20 protein-coding genes are annotated in these 25767 nt (G+C 32.5%); 9 read left to right on the top strand and 11 right to left on the bottom strand.

Annotation, left to right across the window (positions count from 1 at the left end):
- Positions 1 to 6: 6 nt before the first annotated feature.
- The 7 genes from sufB to ACEQT4_RS07130 form a co-directional block, all read right to left on the bottom strand.
- Entirely contained in the window at positions 7 to 1455 is a 1449-nt protein-coding gene (sufB, locus tag ACEQT4_RS07160) for a Fe-S cluster assembly protein SufB (protein WP_027879141.1), read from the bottom strand.
- A gap of 21 nt (positions 1456 to 1476) precedes the next feature.
- A complete protein-coding gene (locus ACEQT4_RS07155) occupies positions 1477 to 1806 on the bottom strand; it encodes a HesB/IscA family protein (protein ID WP_370226752.1) in 330 nt (109 codons plus the stop codon).
- Between the two features lie 105 nt (positions 1807 to 1911).
- On the bottom strand, positions 1912 to 2991 hold the full coding sequence (locus tag ACEQT4_RS07150) for a cytochrome-c peroxidase (protein WP_370226751.1): 1080 nt from the start codon (positions 2989 to 2991) through the stop codon (positions 1912 to 1914).
- Positions 2992 to 2997: 6 nt separating this feature from the next.
- Positions 2998 to 3771, bottom strand: coding sequence for an MbnP family protein (locus ACEQT4_RS07145; protein WP_370226750.1), 774 nt, complete (start codon positions 3769 to 3771; stop codon positions 2998 to 3000).
- Complete coding sequence (locus ACEQT4_RS07140; RefSeq protein ID WP_370226748.1) at positions 3772 to 5127, bottom strand: hypothetical protein; 1356 nt, start codon at positions 5125 to 5127, stop codon at positions 3772 to 3774.
- Positions 5128 to 6396, bottom strand: coding sequence for a choice-of-anchor B family protein (locus tag ACEQT4_RS07135; RefSeq protein WP_370226747.1), 1269 nt, complete (start codon positions 6394 to 6396; stop codon positions 5128 to 5130).
- 4 nt (positions 6397 to 6400) lie between these two features.
- Positions 6401 to 7951, bottom strand: a complete 1551-nt coding sequence (locus ACEQT4_RS07130; RefSeq protein WP_370226746.1) for a choice-of-anchor B family protein — start codon at positions 7949 to 7951, stop codon at positions 6401 to 6403.
- Between the two features lie 158 nt (positions 7952 to 8109).
- Between ACEQT4_RS07130 and thiL the strand changes: the two genes are divergently transcribed.
- Complete coding sequence (gene thiL / locus ACEQT4_RS07125) at positions 8110 to 9165, top strand: thiamine-phosphate kinase (protein WP_370226744.1); 1056 nt, start codon at positions 8110 to 8112, stop codon at positions 9163 to 9165.
- On the opposite strand, the gene ACEQT4_RS07120 is transcribed toward thiL, so the two are convergent.
- The gene (locus tag ACEQT4_RS07120; protein WP_081653165.1) at positions 9162 to 9440 is read right to left on the bottom strand and encodes a hypothetical protein; all 279 of its coding nucleotides are present in this window, start codon (positions 9438 to 9440) and stop codon (positions 9162 to 9164) included. The genes thiL and ACEQT4_RS07120 overlap by 4 nt on opposite strands.
- A gap of 101 nt (positions 9441 to 9541) precedes the next feature.
- Positions 9542 to 10321: an alpha/beta fold hydrolase gene (locus tag ACEQT4_RS07115; RefSeq protein WP_370226743.1), complete on the bottom strand. Its 780-nt coding sequence runs from the start codon at positions 10319 to 10321 to the stop codon at positions 9542 to 9544.
- Positions 10322 to 10403: 82 nt separating this feature from the next.
- Here ACEQT4_RS07115 and ACEQT4_RS07110 point away from each other — a divergent pair, with 82 nt between their 5' ends.
- On the top strand, positions 10404 to 11954 hold the full coding sequence (locus tag ACEQT4_RS07110) for a serine hydrolase (RefSeq protein WP_370226741.1): 1551 nt from the start codon (positions 10404 to 10406) through the stop codon (positions 11952 to 11954).
- On the opposite strand, the gene ACEQT4_RS07105 is transcribed toward ACEQT4_RS07110, so the two are convergent.
- On the bottom strand, positions 11955 to 12611 hold the full coding sequence (locus tag ACEQT4_RS07105) for a hypothetical protein (RefSeq protein WP_304141073.1): 657 nt from the start codon (positions 12609 to 12611) through the stop codon (positions 11955 to 11957).
- Between the two features lie 102 nt (positions 12612 to 12713).
- Here ACEQT4_RS07105 and ACEQT4_RS07100 point away from each other — a divergent pair, with 102 nt between their 5' ends.
- Positions 12714 to 14042 (top strand): aspartate kinase, encoded by a 1329-nt coding sequence (locus tag ACEQT4_RS07100; protein ID WP_370226740.1) that lies wholly within the window; start codon positions 12714 to 12716, stop codon positions 14040 to 14042.
- A gap of 60 nt (positions 14043 to 14102) precedes the next feature.
- Here the strand turns inward: ACEQT4_RS07100 and ACEQT4_RS07095 are convergent, their stop codons facing one another.
- Entirely contained in the window at positions 14103 to 15395 is a 1293-nt protein-coding gene (locus tag ACEQT4_RS07095; RefSeq protein WP_370226739.1) for an aminopeptidase P family protein, read from the bottom strand.
- 101 nt (positions 15396 to 15496) lie between these two features.
- Here ACEQT4_RS07095 and ACEQT4_RS07090 point away from each other — a divergent pair, with 101 nt between their 5' ends.
- The 6 genes from ACEQT4_RS07090 to ACEQT4_RS07065 all read left to right on the top strand — a co-directional run bounded on the left by ACEQT4_RS07090 (position 15497) and on the right by ACEQT4_RS07065 (position 25765).
- Complete coding sequence (locus ACEQT4_RS07090; protein ID WP_370226737.1) at positions 15497 to 18340, top strand: glycosyl hydrolase; 2844 nt, start codon at positions 15497 to 15499, stop codon at positions 18338 to 18340.
- Positions 18341 to 18448: 108 nt separating this feature from the next.
- Positions 18449 to 19123, top strand: coding sequence for a succinate dehydrogenase cytochrome b subunit (locus tag ACEQT4_RS07085; RefSeq protein WP_027879127.1), 675 nt, complete (start codon positions 18449 to 18451; stop codon positions 19121 to 19123).
- Positions 19124 to 19136: 13 nt separating this feature from the next.
- On the top strand, positions 19137 to 21149 hold the full coding sequence (locus tag ACEQT4_RS07080; RefSeq protein ID WP_027879126.1) for a fumarate reductase/succinate dehydrogenase flavoprotein subunit: 2013 nt from the start codon (positions 19137 to 19139) through the stop codon (positions 21147 to 21149).
- Positions 21150 to 21227: 78 nt separating this feature from the next.
- Complete coding sequence (locus ACEQT4_RS07075; RefSeq protein ID WP_027879125.1) at positions 21228 to 21974, top strand: succinate dehydrogenase/fumarate reductase iron-sulfur subunit; 747 nt, start codon at positions 21228 to 21230, stop codon at positions 21972 to 21974.
- A gap of 143 nt (positions 21975 to 22117) precedes the next feature.
- Positions 22118 to 23833, top strand: coding sequence for a DNA mismatch repair protein MutS (locus ACEQT4_RS07070; RefSeq protein WP_370226736.1), 1716 nt, complete (start codon positions 22118 to 22120; stop codon positions 23831 to 23833).
- A gap of 12 nt (positions 23834 to 23845) precedes the next feature.
- Positions 23846 to 25765 (top strand): sensor histidine kinase, encoded by a 1920-nt coding sequence (locus tag ACEQT4_RS07065; protein ID WP_370226735.1) that lies wholly within the window; start codon positions 23846 to 23848, stop codon positions 25763 to 25765.
- Positions 25766 to 25767 lie beyond the last annotated feature (2 nt).

The raw sequence follows: 25767 nt of genomic DNA, 5'->3' as shown, positions 1-25767 counted from the left end.
AATTGATTATCCTACAGATCCTTCTAATGAAATTTCTAAAAGTTTTTGTGCTTCTACAGCAAACTCCATAGGTAATTTATTTAATACTTCTTTACTAAAACCGTTGACGATTAAAGCAATTGCTTTTTCGGTATCAATACCACGTTGGTTACAATAAAAGATTTGATCTTCTCCAATCTTACTGGTTGTAGCTTCGTGTTCTATTTGTGCCGATTTGTTTTTTGCTTCAATGTATGGGAATGTATGTGCGCCACACTCGTTACCCATTAGTAAACTATCACACTGTGAGAAGTTACGTGCATTTTCTGCGCGACCTGCTATTTGTACTAATCCGCGGTAAGAGTTTTGAGATTTACCTGCAGAAATCCCTTTAGAAATAATTGTAGATTTTGTGTTTTTACCAAGATGGATCATCTTAGTTCCTGTATCTGCTTGTTGGAAATTATTAGTTACTGCAATAGAGTAAAACTCACCAACAGAGTTGTCTCCTTTTAATACGCAGCTTGGGTACTTCCAAGTTACAGCACTACCTGTTTCTACCTGAGTCCAAGAAATTTTTGCGTTTTTCTCACATAAACCACGTTTGGTTACAAAGTTATAAACACCACCTTTTCCTTCGGCATTTCCAGGAAACCAGTTTTGTACGGTACTGTATTTTATTTCGGCATCATCTAATGCTATAAGCTCTACAACTGCAGCGTGTAATTGGTTTTCGTCACGACTTGGTGCTGTACAACCTTCTAGATAACTTACGTAACTACCTTGATCTGCTACAACTAATGTGCGCTCAAACTGTCCTGTTCCTGCTTGATTAATACGGAAATAGGTAGATAATTCCATTGGGCATTTTACACCTTTAGGGATGTAGCAAAAACTACCATCACTAAATACTGCGCTATTTAATGCTGCGTAAAAATTATCTTTTTTAGGTACAACGGTACCAATATATTTTTTTACTAAATCAGGATATTCGCGGATAGCTTCAGAGATAGAACAGAAAATAATACCTTTTTCTGCTAATGTCTTTTTAAATGTAGTTGCAACAGAAACAGAGTCTACAACAACATCCATAGCTACACCTGCTAATTTTTTTTGTTCGTCTAGAGAAATTCCAAGTTTATTAAAAGTGTCTAATAATTCTGGATCTACTTCGTCTAAACTATCGTATTTAGGTTTGTTGTTTGGAGCCGAGTAATAAGAAATAGCTTGAAAATCTGGTTTTTCGTAATGTACGTTTGCCCATTCTGGTTCTACCATTTCTTTCCAAGTTTTGAAGGCATCAAGACGCCACTCGGTCATCCATTCAGGTTCTTCTTTTTTAACCGAAATGGCACGAACAATGTCTTCGTTTAAACCAACAGGAAAGGTGTCAGATTCAATATCTGTGTAAAAACCGTATTCGTATTCTTTAGTTTTTAATTCTTCTCTTAAATCGTCTTCAGTATATTTTGACATAGTAATTTTTGTCTTCTTTTTTTAAAGTGAAAAACTTTCTCCGCAACCGCAAGTACGGTTGGCATTAGGGTTATTAAACACAAAACCAGTTCCGTTTAATCCTCCTGAATATTCTAAAGTGGTACCTATTAGGTATAAAAAACTTTTTTTGTCAACAATAATTTTAACCTCATTATCTTCAAAAACTTTATCTTCTTCTGCTTTGGTTTTGTCAAACTTTAAATCGTAAGATAAACCAGAGCAACCACCACTTTTTACACCAACTCTTATGTAGTCAGTGCTAGGATTAAAGCCATTATCATTCATTAATTCGATGACTTTCTTTTTTGCTGTATCAGAAACTTTTATCATACCTGTTTATTAGAGTTTATCTAAATAGAATGCAAAGATACAATTTAAGTCTCTGTTTACCATATTTAGTAACATTATATTAATAAATAGGCAGATTGATTTTTCTTATTGAGGAAGAAATGCGGGATTGTTTATAAATGAAGGGTCAGAAAGTGATAACAAGAAAGCTTTTAAGTTGTTCTTGTCTTCTTCTGAAAGTTGAACGCCACCTTGCTCTACTTTTTTCATTAAAGGATCAATAGTTGAAGAATTTTGAAGACCGCTACTGTAGTGTTCTATAACATCGTCTAAAGTTAGAAATCTACCGTCGTGCATATATGGTGCAGTGTAAGCTAAATTACGTAGTGTTGGTGACCTAAACTTACCATTATCATTAGGATTGCCTGTAACTGCACCCAAGCCTAAGTCTGTAAAAGTAGCATCTAAACCATTGTTGTGAAATTGATTGTCTGTCCAAAGCGGATTGTTAGGATTACCATGACAATGGAAACAATCACCACGTTCTTCATCCATAAACACATTTAAACCTTCTTGTTCTTGAGCAGTTAAGGTGGCTTCTCCATTTAGAAATTTATCAAATTTGGAATTACCAGAAATTAAAGTACGCTCAAATTGTGCAATTGCTTTTGTCACTAAGTCTTTTGTGATAGTTGAAGTACCAAACGCTTGGTTGAATAAATTTGGATATTCTGGATGGTTGTTAAGTCTGTGTTCTACATCACTCCATGAAGGATTTTCTAGCTCAATTGGATTGGTAACTGGTTCTAATGCTTGATGTTCTAGTCCTAATGCGCGTCCGTCCCAAAAGTATTTGTCATCAAAGTTCCATGCTAAATTAATTAAAGGCATACTATTGCGATTACCAAAATTACCTGAAACACCAACGCTAAATTTATTAGAGTCTGAAAATCCATTTTGTGGCATATGGCAACTTGCACAAGCTTTTGTGTTATCTACAGATAGAATACGATCGTAAAATAAGCGTTTTCCTAAAGAAACACCTTCTTCTGTCATTGGGTTGTCAAAAGGAATAATTGGATCTATTAACAATTGGTCAAAATGTTGCGGTACTTCTAATTGATAAGGTATAGGTACATAAGCATCATTATTGTTTATTGTGTCTTCAGATTTTGAACACGAACAAATAATAATTGTTAATAGGCAATATGTAATCCAATATTTCATTAATATTTATTGTATAATTTCACCTAAGCTAAATACAGATAATACATTTTCTTGCATCATTTTTTGTGCGGTATAATTAGGCATTAGTGGTGTGTCTAATACGTTTAAATCCCAAGTGTTTGGATTGGTAAAAAATTGGGCAATATTCATTTTAACTTCAATCGTTGCATTGTTTGAAATAGTGAATGACTCTGAAAATGTTATTGTTGCAAAATTTTGCTCAAAAACACCTTCGCTTACTCTTGCAGTTCCATTATGATAGTTAAAAGGTGCAGGGTTAGTTGTGTTAACATTATACATGCCATCAAATTGTAAAAAGTGATAACCGCCACCAAGCATGTCTGGCCAATTCCAAGAAGCAGTATTTAAATCTGGATAAGCACCGTTTATATTATCTTGTTGGTTAAATCCCCAAATAAATTTAAGTTGATAATTACCTAGTGGAACGGCATTGGTTTCTGGAGAGAAATCATATGTATCTTCGTTTGATAAATCTGTAAATTTATAACCATCAAATACATAGCTAAGGTTGTTATCTGTATTAATTAATTCAATACGAGAGATAAGGTATCTTATTCTGTCAATGTTTATTACTTCTCCGTTTTCGTTTGTAAGGTCTAAGTTTTCAAAGTTAGAGCTATCTAATAATTGGTCATTCCAATTGTGTGTAAATTTAAAACTAACACTAGCATTTGTTTCTGCTACAGCATTGTCGTCTGCATCTTCGCTACATGCAGTTAGGGTTAAAAATAAAGCTATTAATGTTGCTATTTTTTTCATTTAATTTAATGTTGTTATAATTAAGTCTTCAAAACCTTTGTTTTCTGGTATGTCAATATCGTTACTGCTAGAGACGCCAACAACTACAATTTTACCATTGTCTAATTGAGTAATTCCATGTCCGTAATCTATGTTGCTTCCTCCAATTGATGTTTGCCAATTTAAATCACCATTTGAATTAGTTTTAAAAACCCAAATATCATTTTGTCCATTATTTTGGGTGAGTTGTCCTGTGCCACTTCTAGAGCTTCCGCAGTAAAGATATCCGTTTTCTAAATCAGAAATAACAGCCCGACCAACATCAAAACTTTCTCCTCCATAATTGGTTTCTTGTAAAAGTTGACCAGAATCATTAATTATAATAGACCATACATCTGCAGCACCTAAACTGTTTGAGATATCTGCATCTTCACTTCTTGTGTCACCAATAATTAGATAATTACCATTATTTGTTTTTATTATCTTACGTGCTTCATCTATTTGAGAGCCACCATAATTTTTTTTCCATTCTAAAATACCTTGACTATTTATTTTGATAACCCAAAAATCGTAAGAACCGATGTTGTTTGTAACGTCAAAATCGGTGCTATCTGAGGATCCTATAATAATAAAGCCATTATCTTCTGTTTGTAAAGTGTCGTAAGGCGTATCTGAGAAGGAACCGCCAAAATATTTACTCCATTGTAGGTTGCCTGTTTCATCTATTTTTAAAGCCCAATAGTCGCCGCCAGCATGTAAGGTTTGATTGCTTCTGGTGTTACCTTCTCCTCCAGAAGCAGTAACGTCTAAAACACCTGTTAAAAAATAACCGTTGTCATTTGTTTGTATTATTGATAATCCGTAATCTAAACCAGAATAGCCATAAGTTTTTTCCCATTCAATATTACCTTGAGGATCTGTTTTAAACACCCAAAAATCTTGTTGACCAGCATTATTACTTACGTCTCCATCGTTGCTAAAAGTGTATCCTATTACAATAAATCCACCATCGTTAGTTTGGATAATATCATTAGCTTTTTCATCATTACTACCTCCGTAAGTTTTGTTCCATAGTAAATTGTTGCTAGCGTCAAATTTTAATAACCATGCATCATAACTTTCGTCAGACTTGTTTGTGATATCGCCATTTACAGATTGTGTATATCCAACAACAGCGTATCCGCCATCAGATGTTTTTATTACTGCTTCTGCGCTATCATTTTTTGAACCGCCAAAAGTTGATATGTTTTCTATGCTGCCTGTTGTTGTTACTTCTGGAGTTTCTTGTTCTTGTTGAGGTTGAGGTGTGTCATCTTCAGTTTTACAAGAAGTTAAAACGAAAGCTAAGGCAATTATTTTTAGATAAATATGTTTCATTTAATTACTTTTTCTAATAATTAAAAGTCCAGCATCAATATCTCCTATTATAATATTTTCACTCTCAAAATAAGGATATACACTCCATGCGCCATTAAAATCAGGATTATCATCTGCAGGATAAGTATCAAAAAAACCATTTTCTACAAGAGCGTTGGATGCTGCAGACACATTACTGATGTCTAATACTCTTAGACCTGCACGATAGTTGGCTAAATAATATTCGTTTCCTTTTACATAACCGTTATGATCAATTGCTGGTGTTGGTCCAAAATATGTTGAAGATAATGAAGGGTTGTCTAAATCGTTAAAGTCAAAAACTAAAGTCTTTGTGTTAAAGCCATAGGTGATTTCGTCTACCTCATCACCTAAAATAAAATAGGCTTGATCCTCTGTAAACCAACCTTGATGTGCGTAGGCTGTTTGAGGATAAGATATACTGCTTATTTGAGTAATGTTAGACTTATCTGTAACGTCTAAAATTACAACTTGATCTGTATTGCCATTACTACCTATGTATATTTGATGTCCAGTGTAGTCGCTGTCTGGTCCGTTATAAGTAACAACTTGCGCATCATGAGAGTAGCCTGCTGAGTTATATTCGCCTAAGTATGTGGGATTTAAAGGATCAGTAATGTCTACAAATATAGGACCTCCATTATTATTGGTACATCCAACAAGGTAAGCTACACCTTCCTCTTCATTAATGACTATGTTGTGACAGCTATCTACACCGTTAAAGGTTGTATCTGCAGTAAATGTTACTGGTGTAGAAGTAAGGTTTCTTAATCTTGTAAGATCAAAGACCTGCATGCCGTGCGAGCCTGCATTATCTGCAACTATAAAAGCGTAGTTATTATAAGTTTTAACATCTCTCCATATACTTGAGGTTGTGTTTGTTTCAAGTCTACCTAAAAATATAGGGTTTGTTGCATCAGTAACATCTATAAATGCTGTGCTGTTAGTTAAAGCGGTTATTGCATATTCTTTTTGGGTTAATGGGTCTGTCCATCCCCAAATATCATTACCTCTTGCTGCAGTAGATCCGCTTAAAGTTAGAACATCTATTTCTCCCATTAAATCAAAGCCATTACAGGGATAATTTCCTGCTAATCCATCAATACAGGGTGATTGAGAGCTTTGTGTGCTGTTGTTAGGCTGTGTTGATGTAAGCTCTTCATCTTCTGAACAGCTAAGGTTTAATAAAAGAATAACTATTAAACTTAATGTTTTGTAATAGTGTTTTATTTTAAGTTTATAGTTGTTCATTTTTTTATTTATTGATTATCAGTTTTTTAGATATTCTATCGTTTATTCGGACAATATAAATCCCATTGTTATAATTATCTGTTGGTAAAACGAAGGTTCTGGCATTGATATTGTTTTTATCAAATACCTTTTTACCAAGTACATTAAATATTTGAACAGTCATTATTTTTTTTGTGCTGTTACTTGTTAATTTACTTTTACCTTTTGTTGGGTTGGGAGACATTGAAAAATTATTAGCAATTTCAAATTCTTTAGTATTTAATGCATTATCACTTTCTCTAACTACAAATAAGCCTCTTTCAATATCACTAATAATGATATTTCCGCTAGCAAAATAAGGATATATACTCCAAGCGCCATTAAAAGCTGTGCTGTTGCTAGATGGGTAAGTATCAAAATAACCAATTTCTGTCATGGAGTTAGAAGTTGTGTTTACTGTTGAAATATCTACTACACGCATGCCAGCACGATAATTTGCTAAGTAAAACTTGTTACCTTTAATGTAGCCATTATGGTCTATTGCATCTGAAGGTCCATAATATGTTGATAACAATGATGGGTTATCTAAATCATTAACATCAAACACTAAAGTTCGTGTATTGTTTCCAAAATTCATTTCGTCTGTTTCGTCTCCAAAAATGAAATATTTATGATCTTCTGTAAACCAACCTTGATGTGCGTAACCTGGACTTGGATATGTAATTTCTGAAATAAACTGCGGATTGCTTTTATCTGTAACATCTAAAAACACAACTTTATCATTAGATCCTCCATTACTAGCTGCTAAAATTTGTCTACCTATATAACTAGAAACTCCAGTAACATTACTAGCGTTTGTGTCTGGGCCATTATAAGTTATAACTTGTGCGTCATGTGTATATCCGCTTGCAGAATAACTACCACTAATTGTTGGCGTGCTAGGGTTAGAAATGTCTACAAATATAGGTCCGCCACTAACTGCGTTACAGCCTACCAGATAAGCGGTTGCGTCTTCTTCATTAATAACTATATTATGACAGCTGCCAATGTTAATTCCGTTATCGCCACTAAATACTACAACTCCGCCATCATTTATAGCACTAGTAAATGTTAAATCCGGATTTGGACCATTTCTTAAATTGGTTAAATCAAAAACTTGCATGCCATGATTACCTACGCCATCAGCAACTATGTAAGCATGATTATTATACACTTTTACATCTCGCCAATAGGATGTGTTTCCGTTTGCAGTTTCTATTCTTCCTAAAAAAGTTGGATTTAAAGGGTCAGAAATGTCAACAAAAGCAGTGCTATTTGTTGTGCTAATAATAGCATATTCTTTTCCGTCTAAAGGATCTGTCCATCCCCAAATATCACTACCTTCTTCTGTCCCTAGTGTAGTTGCTAAGACAGAAATAGGTACTCTAGATAGCAAGTCGTAACCGTCGCAAGGGTAAGATGTTGTTACGCCATTTATTGTATGGGAAGCAAATCCATTTTCACATGGAGATTGTGCATGAGCTAAACAGATATAAAGACTAAAAGCTATAAATGGTAATTTTTTTAAATAATTCATTTAGGTTAAGTTCTGATATTGAGATTTTAGCAAATTTAACAGAAATACTAACAATTAAATAAAATTTGTAGTTAATTTAGATTTATGCTAACTATTAATTATAACAATTAATCTTACTTTTAACCTACCTTTTAAAATAGCCTTAGTATTTTTGCACTATGATAGAAGATAAAAATCAACAACGTACAGATTTAGGTCAAATAGGAGAATTTGGCTTGATAGACCATTTAGCTAAAAATTTTGAAATCAAACAATCATCAACTATTAAAGGAATTGGCGATGACGCTGCTGTTTTAGATTTTAAAGGAGATAAAGTTGTAGTATCAACAGATTTTTTAGTTGAAGGTGTGCATTTTGATCTGTCCTACATGCCTTTAAAGCACCTAGGTTACAAAGCAGTTATGGTTAATTTATCTGATATTTATGCAATGAATGCACAAGCTTCTCAAGTTACTGTGTCTATTGCAGTTTCTAATAGGTTTCCGTTAGAGGCTATAGAAGAGCTTTACGCAGGTATACAAACTGCTTGCAATATTTATGGCGTAGATTTAGTAGGAGGAGATACTACAAGTTCAACATCTGGACTAGTAATTTCTGTTACAGCAATAGGTCATGTAGATAAAGATAATGAGGTATATCGTAGTGGAGCTAAACCAAACGATTTGCTTGTGGTTACCGGAGATTTAGGAGCTGCTTATTTAGGACTTCAAGTTTTAGAACGCGAAAAAGAAGTGTTTAAAGTAAACCCTCAAAATCAACCAGATTTAGATCAGTATACTTATTTATTAGAGAGACAACTTAAACCAGAAGCAAGAAAGGATATTGTTAAGTTATTAAAGGAGTTAGATGTAAAACCTACATCTATGATTGATATTAGTGATGGTTTATCTTCAGAAATACTTCATATATGTAAAAATAGTGACGTAGGTTGCGATCTATACGAAACCAAAATACCTTTAGATCCTCAAGTTATTGCTACTTGTGAAGAATTTAATATCGATAGTACTACAATAGCTTTAAACGGAGGTGAGGATTATGAGCTTTTAATGACGATAAGCCAAGAAGATTTCCCGAAAATAAAAGCAAATCCAAATTTAACTGTCATTGGTTATATTACTGAAAAAAATGCAGGTGCACATTTAGTTACAAGAGCAGATCAAAAGATTGAGTTACAAGCTCAAGGATGGAAAAGTTTTAAATCTACAGAAGATTAAGACGTCATTTTAAATTGAGGGTAATCAATCCTTTGTCTAGATAACCTAATTAGTTTGTTGTTATGTATTCGTTCTAAAACGGAATTAATTTCTTTAAATTTAGGAGTTAATTCTGTTAAGTCACCGTTGCTATTGGTGGTCATTTCTTTTTTGCAATTGCAACATTTGTACTCTTTAACATGGTAGGTGATGTTTTTACTCACCTGAAAGTTGTGTCCAAAAATAGCGCAGTATAGACTACTGCGATTAGTTGTTTGGTTGTCTACTTTTCTCATCGGTATATGTTTGTTTTAGATAGCTTTGGGGCTAAAAGATTAAAAATGTAGTAGTTAACATTTCGAATGTAAATAATAAAATCTAAAACACCGATAAAAAGTTATATTTTTTCGATGAAATGCACTATTTTTTGTAAGAAATCACCTTCATTTTCAATATAAGACATATGTCCGCCTTCTAAAATGCTAATATCTAGAAGATTAATAGGTTTTAAAGATTCAAGGTCTTCTAAGCTTAAAATTGGGTCGTTTTTACCGGCAATAATTAGTTTTTTACAGTTAAGCTGTTTTAAAACTTCGGTTCTATCTTTTCTTAGCTTCATACCTTCTTGAGTGGCAATATAACCTTGCAAAGGTGTTTTTAAGGCTTCTGTTTTTAAGGCTTCAATGTCTTCACTAAATAATTCTCTATTTTTTTCGTAAAATAAATTACTAATAGACATACTAACCAAGCTTTCGTAGTTTCTCTTTGCTGCTTTTATAGCTCGTGTTCTAGTATCATAACGTAACTGACTATCAGCAAATGGTGTCGAGTTCATTAAGCATAACCCATTAATGTATTCGGGATGTTTTTCGGCGAAAGCCAAAGCAACGTAACCGCCTAAAGAGTGACCTATTACTGTAAAGTTTTTAATATTTAATTGGGTAATTAATGCATGTATCATGTCTGCATTATCTTCCATAGTATGAATGTAACCCAAGCAATCGGTTTGACCATGACCTAATAAATCTACAGTTATTATTCTGTTAGTATATTTTAATGTGTCAACTAAAGCATTCCACATGGTGCTGTTTTCTAAAAATCCATGGATTAATACTATTGTATCACCTTTACCAATATCGTTATAAGAAACCGTAATGTTTTTGTAGGTTGTTGTCATAGTTTGCAAATATAAGTTAAGAGCGTAAAAAGTAGCTCAAGGATTTATTATATTTGAAGACTTTCAACTTAAAATTTTTAAAATGAAAATTAATAAAATCACTTTCATTTTTGCCTTTTTTACATGTTTGTTTTTACAAGCTCAAATCGAAGAAAAGCAATTAGATAAATTAGTACAAAAAACTTTAAAAACCTTTGATGTTCCTGGTATTTCTGTTGGTGTTTTAAAAGATGGAAAAGTGGTTTACGCAAAAGGACATGGTGTTAGAGCATTGTCTAACCAAAAAGAAATGAATGAAAACACCTTAGTCGGTATTGCGTCAAACAGTAAAGGGTTTACCTGTTTTGCATTAGCAATGATGGTAGACCAAGGTAAATTAAGTTGGGACGATAAAGTTACAAAACACATTCCTGAATTTAGACTATACGATGCTTGGGTAACCCAAAATTTTACGGTTAGAGATTTGGTTACGCACAGAAGTGGACTTGGTTTAGGTGCGGGAGATTTAATGTTTTTTCCAGAAAACGACCATTTTGATGTGCAAAAAATAATTGATAATTTAAAGTATATCGAGCCAAGTACCTCGTTTAGAAGTACGTTTGAATACAATAACAATATGTTTATCGTTGCTGGAGAAGTTTTAAAACGTGTAAGCGGATTATCTTGGGAAGATTTTATAGAAACTAAAATATTAAAACCTGTTGGGATGACTAACAGTAAAGCTGCTTACAGTCGTGTGACAGATAAGTCTAATATAATCGAAGCGCATACGATGGCTGATGGTAAATTAGAAGAAATTCCGCATGATTGGGATGATACTGCTAATGCTGCTGGAGGAATTGTAAGTAACGTTACCGATATGCTAACTTGGGCAAAATTTTTAATGAATGATGCTGTAACCGAAAACGGAACACGATTATTAAGTGAAGATCAATTACACGAGCTTTGGCAACTACAAACACCCTTAAAAGTTAGAGCCAATGACAGTTACAATTCTAATTTTAGAGGGTATGGTTTAGGTTGGTTTGTAGCCGATGTAAAAGGCGGATATAAACAAGTATATCACACTGGCGGGTTATTAGGAACAGTGACACAATTTACTATCATACCAGAACTAAATTTAGGAATAGTTGTTTTAACTAATCAAATGAATGGTTCTGCATTTACCACTATAACCAACACCATTAAAGATACGTATTTAGGTTACGAAGACAGACATTGGTTAGACAAATTAGGACAAAGCAACAAAGATTGGTATAAGTACAACGATAGTATCAAAACCGAAGTATTTAATAAAGTTGAAATGATGAAATCAAGCCCAATCGTGCCTAAGCCAGAACAAATTACAGGTACGTTTACCGATGCTTGGTTTGGTGATATGGTGATTAAAAAAGAAGGTGAAGATTTGTTAATTTCATCGGAAAACTCTAAAACTATTAAAGGTCAATTATTACCATATAACGGGACTACATTTGTTGTAAAATGGGATAATCGTAGTTATGATGCCGATTGCTTTATGCAATTTACTTTTGATGAAAAGGGTAAAGCACAAAGCGCTACACTAAAACCAATTGCACCTATAACAGATTTTAGTTACGATTTTGAAGATTTGTTTTTAAAGAGGACAGAATAGTTAATTCTTCAAATTTTTAATCACAGAAAACGCTTTGTCTACCACGTGATCTTCAACCAATACAGTAAACTCATTGGTAGTAGAAACTACTTCGTAAATTGGGATGTTTTCCCAAGCTAAGCGCTTAAAAATTTGATAATACAAACCAGATACTTTAGAGTTGTCTTTAGGTAATCGTACACTTATTGCAGATAAACCTTCTTGCAGTCCTATTTGAATTTCATCTTTAAAACGTTTTAAAACTTGCTTGTTTTCAGAGCTAGAAATAATAATGTTGCTTTCGTAAATTCCTCTAGTAAATGCATAAAAAATGTCTTTGTTCGTTTCGACTTGTTCTAAAATTTTGGTGTGACATTGTATTAAGGTTTCAGAGTTTTGAAATGTAAAATCACTAAGGTTAGAACGTACCGTAATATCACCAAGTTTTTGAAGCGTCGTTTTTAGTTTTAAAGAATGACGTAAATTATTTGGTGTATTGTAACGTCTTAATGCCATCATAATAGCGCCAGACTTTACGGGTTTTCTTAGCATATTGCTAATAGGTTCGCGTAGCTCTTCTGCTAAAGCAGAATAGTTTATAATGCTACGTGTTAAAGCTTCTTCTAAAAATGGTTGAGCAATTAAGATATCTTCAACGCAAGATGAAATAGTTTTCATGATGTTAATTATTTAACAATTTGTGTAAAAGTAGTATAGTTTTTTCATTTTTAAGGCTATTGCTAAGGTTAATAGTAGTTTAGCAGTCTAAATAATAAAAAAATGTTAGTATTAAAATTTGGAGGTACATCTGTAGGTAGTGTAGAAAGCATGATTAATGTAAAAAACATTATTAATGATGGTAAGAAAAAAGTGGTTGTATTATCTGCAATGTCTGGTACAACAAATGCGTTGGTTAATATTTCTGAGCAATTAAAGCAAAATAGTGCCGAAAAAGCAATAGTGTTACTTGATCAATTACATAAAACATATAAAAATACTATAGATCAGTTAATAACTAATCCAACATTTAATGCAGAAGTTAATGCGTATGTGTCTAATATTTTTGAGGTTTTAACGCAAAATGCCAATAATGAGTATAATCGCTTAACTTACAATACATTTGTAGCACAAGGCGAAAGATTATCAACCTATATCTTTACTAGATATTTACATCAAGAAGGTATCGATGCTTGTTTGATTTCGGCATTAGATTTTATGCGAATTGATAAAACTAACGAGCCTGATAATTTTTATATTCAACAGAATTTAAACCGCATCCTTTTTGAGAATTCCGAATCTCAAATCTATATCACACAAGGTTTTATTTGTCGTGATGCAGACGGTAATATTGCTAATTTACAACGTGGCGGAAGCGATTATACAGCAACTATAATTGGTGCGATATTAAAAGCCGAAGAAGTACAAATTTGGACCGATATTGATGGGTTTCATAATAATGATCCACGTTTTGTAGAAAACACAACAGCAATCTCTAATTTGTCTTTTGACGAATCTGCTGAGTTGGCATATTTTGGAGCCAAAATCTTGCATCCACAAACGGTAATGCCAGTTAGCGCTTTTGATATACCTGTGCGATTAAAAAATACCATGTCGCCAAATGCACACGGCACGTTAATTACTAACCAAGTACATGGTGAAGGTATTAAAGCAATAGCTGCAAAAGATGGTATTACGGCAATCAAAATTAAGTCGGCAAGAATGTTATTAGCGCACGGATTTTTAAAGAAAGTTTTTGAAATTTTTGAGCGTTACGAAACCTCAATAGATATGATTACCACATCTGAAATTGCAGTGTCATTAACCATAGATAATACTACCTATTTACAAGATATTGTAAATGAGCTTAATGCTTTTGCGCATGTTGAGGTAGACGATTTTATGAGTATTGTATGTTTGGTAGGAAACGCAATTGTTTATCATCCTGATACACCTAATTTATTCCAGATTTTACAAGATGTTAATGTAAGAATGATTTCTTACGGCGGAAGCAATAATAATATCTCACTATTAATTAATACTAGCGATAAAGTAGAAACCCTTAAAAAACTACAACGCTATGTCTTTGAAAATAACCAAGTTTTAGTTTAAGTTGATTTGAAAAAAAAGCGAACCATTCGGTTCGCTTTTTAAAATCTTTACTAAAGACTATTATTTATTCATAATCTCCTCAATTTCATCTGCTTCAATTGGGATATTTCTCATTAAGTTAAATGGTTCTCCTGTTTCTTGGATAACTACATCATCTTCTAGTCTAATACCAAAACCTTCATCTGGTATATAAATACCTGGCTCTACAGTAAAGACCATGTTAGCTTGCATAGGCTCGGTTAAAATACCGTAATCATGTGTGTCTAATCCCATGTGGTGAGACGTACCGTGCATAAAGTATTTTTTATAAGCTGGCCAATCTGGGTTTTCGTTTTGTACATCTGCTTTGTCTAATAAGCCTAAACCTATTAACTCGCTAGTCATTAATTTACCAACTTCTACGTGGTAATCTGCCCAAATGGTTCCTGGTGTAAGTAGTTTTGTAGCTTCATTTTTTACACGGTTTACAGCGTTGTATACTTCTTTTTGACGTGCTGTAAATTTACCAGAGACAGGTATGGTACGTGACATGTCACTGCTGTAATTAGCATATTCTGCACCAACATCTAATAGGATTAAATCTCCAGCTTTACACTCTTGATTATTTTCTATGTAGTGTAATACGTTAGCATTGTTTCCAGATGCAACAATTGGCGTATATGCAAAACCACGAGAGCGATTGTTTAAAAACTCATGCATAAATTCGGCTTCAATGTTAAATTCCATAACGCCAGGTTTTACAAACTCTAAAATACGTCTAAAACCTTTCTCTGTAATGTTACAAGCGTTTTGTATTAAGTCAATTTCAATTTGATCTTTTACAGAGCGTAAACGTTGTAAAATCGGGTTGCTTTTTGCTACACGATGTGCAGGAAAACGGTCTTTAATTTTTTTTGTAAAACGATCTTCGCGTGTTTCAGTTTCAACATTAGCGCGGTAATGCTCATTAGTATTAATGTAAACAGTATCGCATTGCGTCATGATTTCGAATAAAATTTTATCTAAATCTTGTAACCAGTATACGGTTTTGATACCGCTAGTTTCAAACGCTTTTTCTTTGGTTAATTTTTCGCCTTCCCAAACAGCAATATGTTCGTTAGTTTCTTTTAAAAATAAGATTTCGCGATGTTTTGGGTTTGGGCAATCAGGAAAAATAACAAGTACACTTTCTTCTTGATCTACGCCGCTTAAATAAAAAAGATCTCGATTTTGCTGAAATGGTAACGTGCTATCTGCACCAATCGGATAAATATCGTTAGAATTAAAAACTGCTAAACTGCTAGGAAGCATTTTTGCAGCAAAATTTTTACGGTTTTTTATAAAAAGTTCTTTCTCTATTTTATGGTATTTCATTATGATATTGTTTTACTTTCCGCGAAAGCGAAAAGTTATTATCTATTTATTTACTTCAAAAATAAGAAGATTAATTATCTTTAAAGAAAATTATACTAACTATGAAACTTAAACTTCTGTTAATCTTAACAGCACTTTTTACTTTTAGTGTTGAAGCACAACAAAACTTAACAACTTCAAGAGAGGTACAACAAGCTTTAATTAATAAAAAAGAACTTGTAAACGCTTCTTTAGTTAAAAATGTACCTTTTGAAAATATTGGACCTACAGTTATGAGTGGTCGCGTGGTAGATTTGGCTGTAAATCCAGAAAATCCAACCGAATTTTATGTTGGTTACGCATCTGGTGGCGTTTGGCACACTACAAATAATGGTACATCTTTTACGCCTATTTTAGACAATGCGCAAACCCAAAATGTTGGTGATATTGCTGTAGATTGGAACACTAGAACTATTTGGGTAGGAACTGGAGAGAACAATGCCTCACGATCGTCTTACGCTGGTATAGGTATGCTTAAATCTACTGATAACGGAAAATCTTGGCAACATGTTGGTTTACCAAACTCTCAACACGTTGGACGTATATTAATTAATCCTAATAATCCAGAAGAAGTGGTTGTTGGTGTAACGGGTAGTTTGTATTCTAAAAGCGTAGATAGAGGTGTTTACAAAACTAAAGATGGAGGTAAAACATGGACCAAAACATTGTATATAGATGATGTTAGCGGAGTTATTGACATGCAACATGCTCCAAACGATTATAATATCATGTTTGCTACGTCTTGGACTAAAGATAGAAAAGCTTGGAATTTTGATGGAAGCGGAAATAACTCGGCAATCTATAAAAGTACTGATGCAGGTGAAACTTGGCAAAAAGTATCTACAGAAAAAAGTGGTTTTCCTACTGGGAATGGTGTTGGTCGAATAGGATTAGCAGTTTACGACAGTAATATTGTTTATGCTATACATGATAGTCAATTTAGAAGACCTTCTGAAGGTAAAAAAGATGAAAGTAACGGCTTGCAGAAAGACGATTTTAAATCTATGACTACAGATATGTTTTTAAAATTAGAAGATAAGAAGCTGAATAATTTTTTAAAGACTAACGGGTTTCAAGAAAAATACAGAGCAGAAAACGTTAAACAAATGGTGCGAAGCGGTAATGTAAAACCTGCAGATATAGCAACATATCTAGAAGATGCAAACTCTATGTTGTTTGATACGCCCGTTATTGGCGCAGAAGTATATAAAAGTATTGATGGCGGAGTAACTTGGAGTAAAACTCACGATGATTATATAGACGATTTATATTATAGTTACGGATACTATTTTGGACATATTTATGTATCACCTGCTAATAAAGAACACCTATATATTTATGGTGTGCCTATTTTAAAATCTAAGGATGGAGGTAAAACATTTACTTCGATTTCTGCAGAAAATGTACATGCAGATCATCATGCGCTTTGGATTAATCCAAAGAATCCAAATCATTTAATTAATGGTAATGATGGTGGAGTAAATATTACATATGATGATGGTGAAACTTGGATAAAAAATAATTCACCATCCGTTGGACAATTTTATGCTATTAATGTAGATAATCAAACACCATATAATGTATATGGAGGTTTGCAGGATAATGGTGTATGGAAAGGTGCAAACAACGCACCAGAAGACAGAAGTTGGCAACAATATGGACAATACCCTTGGGAAGTGATTATGGGAGGAGATGGTATGCAAATTGAAATTGATAACCGTAATCCAAATATTGTTTATACAGGTTATCAGTTTGGGAATTATTACCGTCTAAATTTAGAAACTGAAGAGCAAACTTACATACAACCAAAGCATCAATTAGGCGAAAGTCCTTATCGTTTTAACTGGCAAACTCCGATACAACTATCAAGTCATAATCAGGATATTTTGTATCTAGGAGGGAATAAATTAATGCGTTCTTTAGATCAAGGAAATACTTGGGAAGCTATTAGCGACGATTTAACTAAAGGTGGTAAAAAAGGAAACGTAGCCTATGGTACATTAACCAGTATTAGTGAATCACCATTTCAATTTGGGTTAATTTATGCAGGTAGTGATGATGGTTTACTTCATATAACAAAAAATGGAGGAGCATCTTGGCAAAATATTTCTACATCTTTTCCTAAAGATCTATGGGTAAGTCGTGTTATAGCATCTTCGCATAAAAAAGAACGTGTTTACGCTACATTAAATGGTTACCGTTGGGATGATTTTTCAGTCTATATTTATAAATCTGATGATTATGGTCAAACATGGAAAAACATTTCTTCAAACGTACCAATGTCTCCAGTAAACGTGATTAAAGAAGATCCAGTAAATCAAAATATATTGTATTTAGGAACCGATAATGGTGCATATGTGTCTTTTAATAAAGGTGAAACTTGGCAAGCGTTTTCTAAAGGTTTACCAGCAGTTGCTATACATGATTTAGTGATTCATGAAGAAACTAATGATTTGTTGTTGGCAACACACGGAAGAAGTATTTACAAAACTAATGTAGCAAATCTTCAAAAGTATAATGATGTTGAAAGTGCATCTCAAAACATTTCAATTTTTGATATAAATAATATTAGATATTCTGGACGTTGGGGAAGTAGTTGGAATAAATGGGCTAAACCTTTTGAACCAAAAGTAATTGTTGAGTTTTATAGTAATATTTCAGGTCAAGCAGATTTTAATATAGTAACAGAAAAAGGTACAGTTCTACATAGTGACAATGTTAAATTAAATAAAGGATTTAATTATGTAGATTATGGTTTAGAGATTACAGAAAAAGCAAAGAAAAAGCTTTTAAAGGAAAACGCTTCCCTTGTTATTAATAAAGCTAAAAACGGAAAATTTTATTTGCCTAAAGGTAAGTATTTTGTAAAAATCAATAATACATCTAAAACGTTTGAAGTAAAGTAAAACTCAGGTTAATTAAACTCATTCTAAATAGCGTAAATAAAGCTTTTAATTTGTTATAAATTGCTCTGAGGCTTATCTTTGTAAAAAGAAAAAATAACCATATACACAATGAGCGGAATTTTAAATTCTTCAATAGGAAGAAAGGTTGCTATGGCACTTTCGGCATTCTTTCTTATGATTTTTATTCTTCAACACTTCGCAATCAATATCTTATCTGTTTTTAGCCCAGATACGTTTAATGAAGTATCACACTTCATGGGTACGTTTTGGTTAATACAGTTTGTATTGCAGCCTGTTTTAATTTTTGGGGTAGTTTTTCACTTCATCATGGGATTTGTTTTAGAAATTAAAAATAAGAAAGCACGTCAAATTAGCTATGCTAAAAACAATGGTAGTGCAAATTCTACTTGGATGAGTAGAAATATGATCTGGAGTGGAGGCTTCATTTTAGTATTCTTAATTATTCACTTTATCGATTTTTGGTTTCCAGAAATCAATACTAAGTATATTGTTGGTGATATGTCTGGAACATTACCTAATGGTGAGTTTAGATATTACGAAGAGTTAGTGCATAAATTTGAACCAATCTGGAGAGTTGCTTTATACTGTCTAGGTTTTGTATTCTTAGCACTGCATTTACTTCACGGTTTTAACTCGGCATTCCAGTCAGTTGGAGCTAACAATAAATATACAAAAGGATTAAAAGGTTTTGGTAAAGCCTATGCTATATTAATTCCGTTAGGATTTATTTTTATTGCATTGTTTCACCATTTTAATCACTAAAAAATAGTTGACTATGAGTTTAGATTCAAAAGTACCTAAGGGTCCAATTGCAGACAAATGGACTAATCATAAAAATAATATTAATTTAGTTAACCCAGCTAACAAGCGTCTTATTGATGTTATTGTTGTTGGTACTGGATTAGCTGGTGGATCTGCTGCTGCTACTTTAGCAGAGTTAGGTTATAACGTAAAAGCATTTTGCTTTCAAGATTCACCAAGACGCGCGCACTCTATTGCAGCACAAGGTGGTATTAATGCTGCCAAAAATTATCAAGGAGATGGTGATTCTAACTACCGTTTGTTTTACGATACTGTAAAAGGAGGAGATTACCGTTCTAGAGAAGCAAACGTATATCGTTTAGCAGAAGTTTCTGCAAATATCATTGACCAATGTGTAGCTCAAGGAGTACCTTTTGCTCGTGAATATGGAGGATTATTAGACAACCGTTCTTTTGGTGGTGTATTAGTATCTCGTACATTTTACGCTGCAGGACAAACAGGTCAGCAATTATTATTAGGAGCTTACTCTGCAATGAACCGTCAAATAGGACGTGGAAAGATAAAGATGTACAACCGTCATGAAATGCTTGATGTTGTAGTAGTAGATGGTAAAGCAAGAGGTATCATAACACGTAACTTAGTTACAGGTGAGATAGAACGTCATTCGGCACACGCAGTAGTTTTAGGATCAGGAGGATACGGAAACGTATTTTTCTTATCAACAAATGCAATGGGAAGTAATGTAACAGCAGCTTGGAAAGCACATAAACGCGGTGCATACTTTGCAAACCCATGCTATACTCAAATACATCCAACCTGTATTCCTGTTTCAGGTGATCATCAGTCTAAACTAACGTTAATGTCAGAATCATTACGTAATGATGGACGTATCTGGGTACCAAAAAATATAGAAGATGTAAAAGCAATTAGAGAAGGACGATTAAAACCAACAGAAATTGCTGAAGAAAATAGAGATTATTACCTAGAGCGTCGTTACCCAGCATTTGGTAACCTTGTACCTCGTGATGTTGCCTCTCGTGCAGCTAAAGAACGTTGTGATGCAGGGTACGGTGTAAACGCAACAGGAGAAGCAGTGTACTTAGATTTTGCTTCTGCAATAACACGTTACGGTAAAGAGCAAGCACACGTTAAAGGATTAGACGAAAACGATGCTGCTTTAGTAAAAAAATTAGGGCAAGAAGTTATCAAAACTAAATATGGTAACTTATTCCAGATGTACGAAAAAATTGTAGATCAAAATCCATACGAAACGCCAATGATGATTTATCCTGCAGTACACTATACAATGGGTGGACTTTGGGTAGACTATAATTTACAAACAACAGTACCAGGATTATATGCAATTGGTGAAGCTAATTTCTCTGATCACGGAGCTAACCGTTTAGGTGCGTCTGCATTAATGCAAGGATTAGCAGATGGTTACTTTGTATTGCCTTATACAATTGGTGATTATTTAGCAGACGATATTAGAACAGGACCTATTTCTACAGAATCTAAAGAATTTGAAGAAGCAGAAAAAAACGTTCGAGAACGTATAGAGTTTTTTGTAAACAATGAAGGAAAGCACTCTGTAGATTATTTCCACAAGAAATTAGGAAAAATCATGTGGAATAAAGTAGGAATGGCACGTAACGTAAAAGGATTAACTGAAGCTATTTCAGAAATTAAAGCCTTACGTGAAGAATTTTGGAAAGAAGTTAAAGTACCAGGTACAGCTAATGAATTTAATGAAGAGTTAGCTAAAGCTGGTCGTGTAGCAGATTTCTTAGAGTTAGGAGAGTTATTTGCTAAAGATGCATTACATCGTGAAGAATCTTGTGGTGGACACTTTAGAGAAGATTTTGTTGAAGAAAGTGGAGAACAAAAAGGTGAAGCAAAACGTGATGACGAAAACTTTGCTTATGTTGCTGCTTGGGAATACAAAGGGCAGCCAAGTGAAGCTCAACTACATAAAGAAGAATTAGAATTTAACGATATTGAGTTAAAACAAAGAAGTTATAAATAGATTAAGTATTGAGGTAAGAGATGTTAGACACAGATTTAAACGCTCAATACTCAATACTCAATACTAAAATCTGAATATATGAATTTAACATTAAAAATATGGCGTCAAAAAAACGCCAACGATAAAGGAAAAATGGTTGACTATCAAGTCAGCGATATTTCTCCAGATATGTCTTTTTTAGAAATGTTAGACGTATTAAACGAACAGTTGATTAACAAAGGTGAAGAGCCTGTTGCGTTTGATCATGACTGTCGTGAAGGTATTTGCGGTATGTGTTCTTTATATATTAATGGAGAAGCACATGGACCAGATAGAGGCGTAACAACATGCCAATTACATATGCGTATGTTTAAAGATGGTGACACAATCTTTATAGAGCCATTTAGAGCAAAAGCGTTCCCTGTAATTAAAGATTTAGTTGTAGATAGAAGTGCTTTTGATCGTATACAGCACGCAGGAGGATTTATCTCTGTAAATACATCTGGTAATACTATAGATGCTAATGCAATACCTGTAAATAAACATGATGCAGACGATGCATTTTCTGCAGCAACATGTATTGGTTGCGGTGCATGTGTAGCTAGCTGTAAAAACTCTAGTGCAATGCTTTTTGTTGGTGCTAAAGTATCTCAGTTTGCTTTATTACCACAAGGACAAGTAGAAGCTACAGACCGTGTTATGAACATGGTGAAGCAAATGGACGAAGAAGGTTTTGGTAACTGTACAAATACAGGAGCATGTGAGGTAGAGTGTCCTAAAGGAATCTCTTTAGAAAACATAGCTCGTATGAATAGCGAATACTTAAAAGCAAGTCTTAAAGGTTAGTTTATAACCTAAAATAAGATATAATTAGTAAAATCTCAAGAGGCTTGCTTCTTGAGATTTTTTTGTTTCTTTACTTTTTAATTTTGAATATGCAACAACCTTCTGCTTTTTACCAAAAAAATATTACAAACTATTCTAATCAGATGTCAAAACTAAGTAAGCAATTATTTGGTTTAAGTCTATTACGCTTCTCGATTTTTATTCTTACCACAATTGGATTGTATAGTTTTTTTGGAGAATGGATATTTTTTTCAATTATAACTACACTTGGATTGAGCCTGTTTTTATTGCTATTATCTAAATATACCAATATAAAAAAACAACTGTTGTTATATAAACAGTTAGTTTCAATTAATGAGGAAGAAATTAGAATTATATCAGGAGATTTTTTCTATAAAGACAAAGGAGAACAATATCAAAATGTTAATCATAATTATGCATTAGATATTGATTTGTTTGGTAGAGGATCATTTTTTCAGTTTTTAGATAGAACAGCAACAAAAGAAGGACAGGAAAAATTAGCAGATGCATTAAAAGCTAATCAAATAACAAATATAAAAGATAGACAACAAGCCATAAAAGAGTTAGCCGAAAAACCTAATTGGCGTCAAGAATATCAAGCAACAGCAAGTTTAATACACGTAGAAACCGATGTTAATCAAGTTGTTTATTTTTTAAATAATCATAAAAATTTTTTGCCAAAATGGATGAAGCATATTCCATTAGTTTTCGGAATTTCATCTTTAGTGTTATTAGCACTAGTCATTTTTAAAATTTTACAACCACAATATTTTGGATACTGGATTTTTGTTGGCTTTTTTATTACTGGTAAATATTTAAAAAAGATAAGCAGTTTAGCTTCAAGCACAGATAAAATAAGAGATACGTTTAGACAATACGCTTTGCTACTTAAGTTAATTGAAAACGAAAAATTTAACGCCTCTTTACTAAAAGGTAAACAACAAAAAATAAAACAAGAGTCAAAAAAAGCTTCTGAGATTTTAACAGAATTATCTAAAGCAATGGACGCATTAGATAATCGTAATAACTTCATTTCTGCCATTTTTGGTAACGGTTATTTTTTGACAGATATTAAACACAGTTTCTCCATAGAAAAATGGATAGAAAATTATCATGATACCGTAGAACAGTGGTTTGAAGTGGTTAGCTTTTTTGATGCTTATAACAGTTTTGGTAATTATACTTTTAATAATCCAGATTATATTTTTCCTGAAATATTAGATACCAAGCAAACGACTAAAGTTGAGCAATTAGGTCATCCTTTATTAAAGTCAGAAAAGCGAGTTGATAATGACTTTGAAATTAAAAATCAACAATTTTTTATAATTACAGGCGCTAATATGGCTGGTAAAAGTACTTTTTTACGCACTGTATCTTTGCATATTGTAATGTCAAATGTAGGTTTGCCCGTTTGCGCAAAGTCAAGTCAATATAGTCCCGTAAAGTTAATAACAAGTATGCGCACAACAGACTCTTTAACAGATGATAGTTCCTACTTTTTTAGTGAGCTAACTAGACTTAAATATATAGTTGAAGCTATTAAAACCGACGATTATTTTATCATTTTAGATGAAATATTAAAAGGAACAAACAGTACAGATAAAGCTATTGGTAGTAAAAAGTTTGTAGAGAAATTGGTGGCAAGTAAAGCAACAGGAATAATTGCTACACACGATTTAAGTTTGTGCGAAATAGAAAATGAGTTACAAGCAGTTAAAAACTATTATTTCGATGCTCAAATTGTTAATGATGAGCTATTTTTTGATTACACCTTTAAAAAGGGAATTTGTCAAAACATGAATGCTAGCTTCTTGTTAAAGAAGATGAATATTGTGTAAATGTAAATACTTATGAAATTTTTTAATTTATTAATACTTATAAGCTTTATAGCTTTTAAGCTAAATGCGCAAACTAATAATGCAAGTATACAAAAGATAGAGAATTTTATACTAAATCAACAAAAAGATTCGGCTTCAATATATCTTTCAAAAATTAAAGAAACTACACCGTATATTTCAGTATTAAGAAAAATCACAAACAATCAATCAGATTATTCTAATTATAAAAAATTTATTGATAATATTAGTAATTCTGGCAATCATCAATATGGATTAATTTCAAATTTTATAAATAATTCAATAAATCAACCAACTTCAGATAATTTCAATCAAAATTATTTTCAAATAAAATTAGATCAGATATCTGTATTACGTGACGATTCAAAAACCATAGATCAATCTACTACATTAAATAAAGAATTAGAAAAATACCTTCTAAAATTTGATCAAACAAATAAAGAAATAGTAATCGCAAATACGTATTTAGATTTTCATAAAATCGTATTACTTCTCATTCAGTATAAAGATGAAGAGGCAAAAAAAATATTAGATAAAAATTTAAATATTGCCAAAAAATATAATGATAAAAAGTTACAAATAGCTACGCTATATTATACATGTAATTATTATTTGAATAAGAAAAACCTTCAAGAGTATATAAATACTTGTGAAGCAATTTTAGATTTAGAACAACAATTGCCAGAACATTCAAATTATTATAAAGGGACTATTATGAATACTTTAGATGCTTATATATATAAAGGTGATCATGAAAACGAAGTAGATAAATTATTATTAGAACTATATAATAATCCAAAAACAAGAGCAGATAGCTATGCGTTTTATGCAAAATATCTTACCTATTTACCTTTGGAAAGTGAAAGGATAAAGAAAATTTTTAAACAATTTGAGGTAGATAATATAATTGAGTTTGGAGAAAAAATTAAAGCGCTTGCAAAAAACAAATTAAACTCTAATGATTATTATTATATCTATTATGAAATGGGTGAAGCTTTAGAGCAACACGGATTTTTAAAGGAGGCTTTAGCATACCAAAGGGATGCAGTAGCTTTAAATAGGCAGATATATTCTGAAGATTTATCAAAAGCTTTAGCAAATTTCCAAACACAACAAGCAATTAAAGAAAAAGAATTAGAGTTACGGTTTGCTCAAAAAAAATCTCAACTCTATGTGGTAATAGCATCATTAATTGGATTAGCTCTATTTTTTACAGCTCTACTTTTAATCAAAAATAAAAAACAGACAAAACAACTTAATAAACAGAATAAGCAAATAAATAAAGCCTTAAATGAAAATAAGCTATTGGTTAAAGAAATACATCACCGTGTAAAAAATAACTTCCAAATGGTGTCAAGTCTTTTAGATTTACAGACTAGAGATATTGAAGATGAAAAAGCTAAAGAACTGGCAAAAGAAGGACAAAACCGTATAAAATCTATGGCGCTTATACACCAAAAGCTGTATCAAAAAGAAGATGGATTAATAGATTTTTCAGATTATTTAACAAATTTAGTCAATCAAATAAAATATTTATTTAAAAATGAAAAGAGTGTAGAAGTAAAACTTGAAACAAAAAATTTAAAACTAGATGTAGATACTGCTTTACCTTTAGGTTTAATTGTAAATGAACTTTTGACTAATACATTTAAATATGGACTTTTAAGCGATCAAAAAAATATCATTAGCATAACGGTAAATAAACAAGAAAACGGTATTTATAAAATGGTTTTTTCTGATAACGGACGTGGATTAACTAAAGGTGTTGATATAAAAAAATCAAAAAGTTTAGGTTTAAAACTAATAAGTAGATTAACAAGGCAATTACAAGGTACTTTATCTTATAAATATCAAAACGGAGCTGTATTTAGTATAACATTTAAAGATTTCTTTTTAAGAAAGCAAACTAGTTAAGT

The sequence above is a fragment of the Mesoflavibacter sp. genome, assembly GCF_964226795.1.
Taxonomy (GTDB): Bacteria; Bacteroidota; Bacteroidia; order Flavobacteriales; family Flavobacteriaceae; genus Mesoflavibacter; species Mesoflavibacter zeaxanthinifaciens.
The sequence above is the reverse complement of the archived record's forward strand: the minus strand, read 5'-3'. Positions and strand labels throughout refer to the sequence as shown.

Bases quoted from the DNA above. Each gene is read 5' to 3' on its own strand.
- thiL (WP_370226744.1), top strand. From the start codon at position 8,110: ATGATAGAAGATAAAAATCAACAACGTACAGATTTAGGTCAAATAGGA.
- ACEQT4_RS07155 (WP_370226752.1), bottom strand. From the start codon at position 1,806: ATGATAAAAGTTTCTGATACAGCAAAAAAGAAAGTCATCGAATTAATG.
- ACEQT4_RS07140 (WP_370226748.1), bottom strand. From the start codon at position 5,127: ATGAAACATATTTATCTAAAAATAATTGCCTTAGCTTTCGTTTTAACT.
- ACEQT4_RS07095 (WP_370226739.1), bottom strand. From the start codon at position 15,395: ATGAAATACCATAAAATAGAGAAAGAACTTTTTATAAAAAACCGTAAA.
- sufB (WP_027879141.1), bottom strand. From the start codon at position 1,455: ATGTCAAAATATACTGAAGACGATTTAAGAGAAGAATTAAAAACTAAA.
- ACEQT4_RS07115 (WP_370226743.1), bottom strand. From the start codon at position 10,321: ATGACAACAACCTACAAAAACATTACGGTTTCTTATAACGATATTGGT.
- ACEQT4_RS07090 (WP_370226737.1), top strand. From the start codon at position 15,497: ATGAAACTTAAACTTCTGTTAATCTTAACAGCACTTTTTACTTTTAGT.
- ACEQT4_RS07080 (WP_027879126.1), top strand. From the start codon at position 19,137: ATGAGTTTAGATTCAAAAGTACCTAAGGGTCCAATTGCAGACAAATGG.
- ACEQT4_RS07070 (WP_370226736.1), top strand. From the start codon at position 22,118: ATGTCAAAACTAAGTAAGCAATTATTTGGTTTAAGTCTATTACGCTTC.
- ACEQT4_RS07100 (WP_370226740.1), top strand. From the start codon at position 12,714: ATGTTAGTATTAAAATTTGGAGGTACATCTGTAGGTAGTGTAGAAAGC.
- ACEQT4_RS07110 (WP_370226741.1), top strand. From the start codon at position 10,404: ATGAAAATTAATAAAATCACTTTCATTTTTGCCTTTTTTACATGTTTG.
- ACEQT4_RS07130 (WP_370226746.1), bottom strand. From the start codon at position 7,951: ATGAATTATTTAAAAAAATTACCATTTATAGCTTTTAGTCTTTATATC.
- ACEQT4_RS07085 (WP_027879127.1), top strand. From the start codon at position 18,449: ATGAGCGGAATTTTAAATTCTTCAATAGGAAGAAAGGTTGCTATGGCA.
- ACEQT4_RS07150 (WP_370226751.1), bottom strand. From the start codon at position 2,991: ATGAAATATTGGATTACATATTGCCTATTAACAATTATTATTTGTTCG.
- ACEQT4_RS07120 (WP_081653165.1), bottom strand. From the start codon at position 9,440: ATGAGAAAAGTAGACAACCAAACAACTAATCGCAGTAGTCTATACTGC.
- ACEQT4_RS07135 (WP_370226747.1), bottom strand. From the start codon at position 6,396: ATGAACAACTATAAACTTAAAATAAAACACTATTACAAAACATTAAGT.
- ACEQT4_RS07075 (WP_027879125.1), top strand. From the start codon at position 21,228: ATGAATTTAACATTAAAAATATGGCGTCAAAAAAACGCCAACGATAAA.
- ACEQT4_RS07105 (WP_304141073.1), bottom strand. From the start codon at position 12,611: ATGAAAACTATTTCATCTTGCGTTGAAGATATCTTAATTGCTCAACCA.
- ACEQT4_RS07065 (WP_370226735.1), top strand. From the start codon at position 23,846: ATGAAATTTTTTAATTTATTAATACTTATAAGCTTTATAGCTTTTAAG.
- ACEQT4_RS07145 (WP_370226750.1), bottom strand. From the start codon at position 3,771: ATGAAAAAAATAGCAACATTAATAGCTTTATTTTTAACCCTAACTGCA.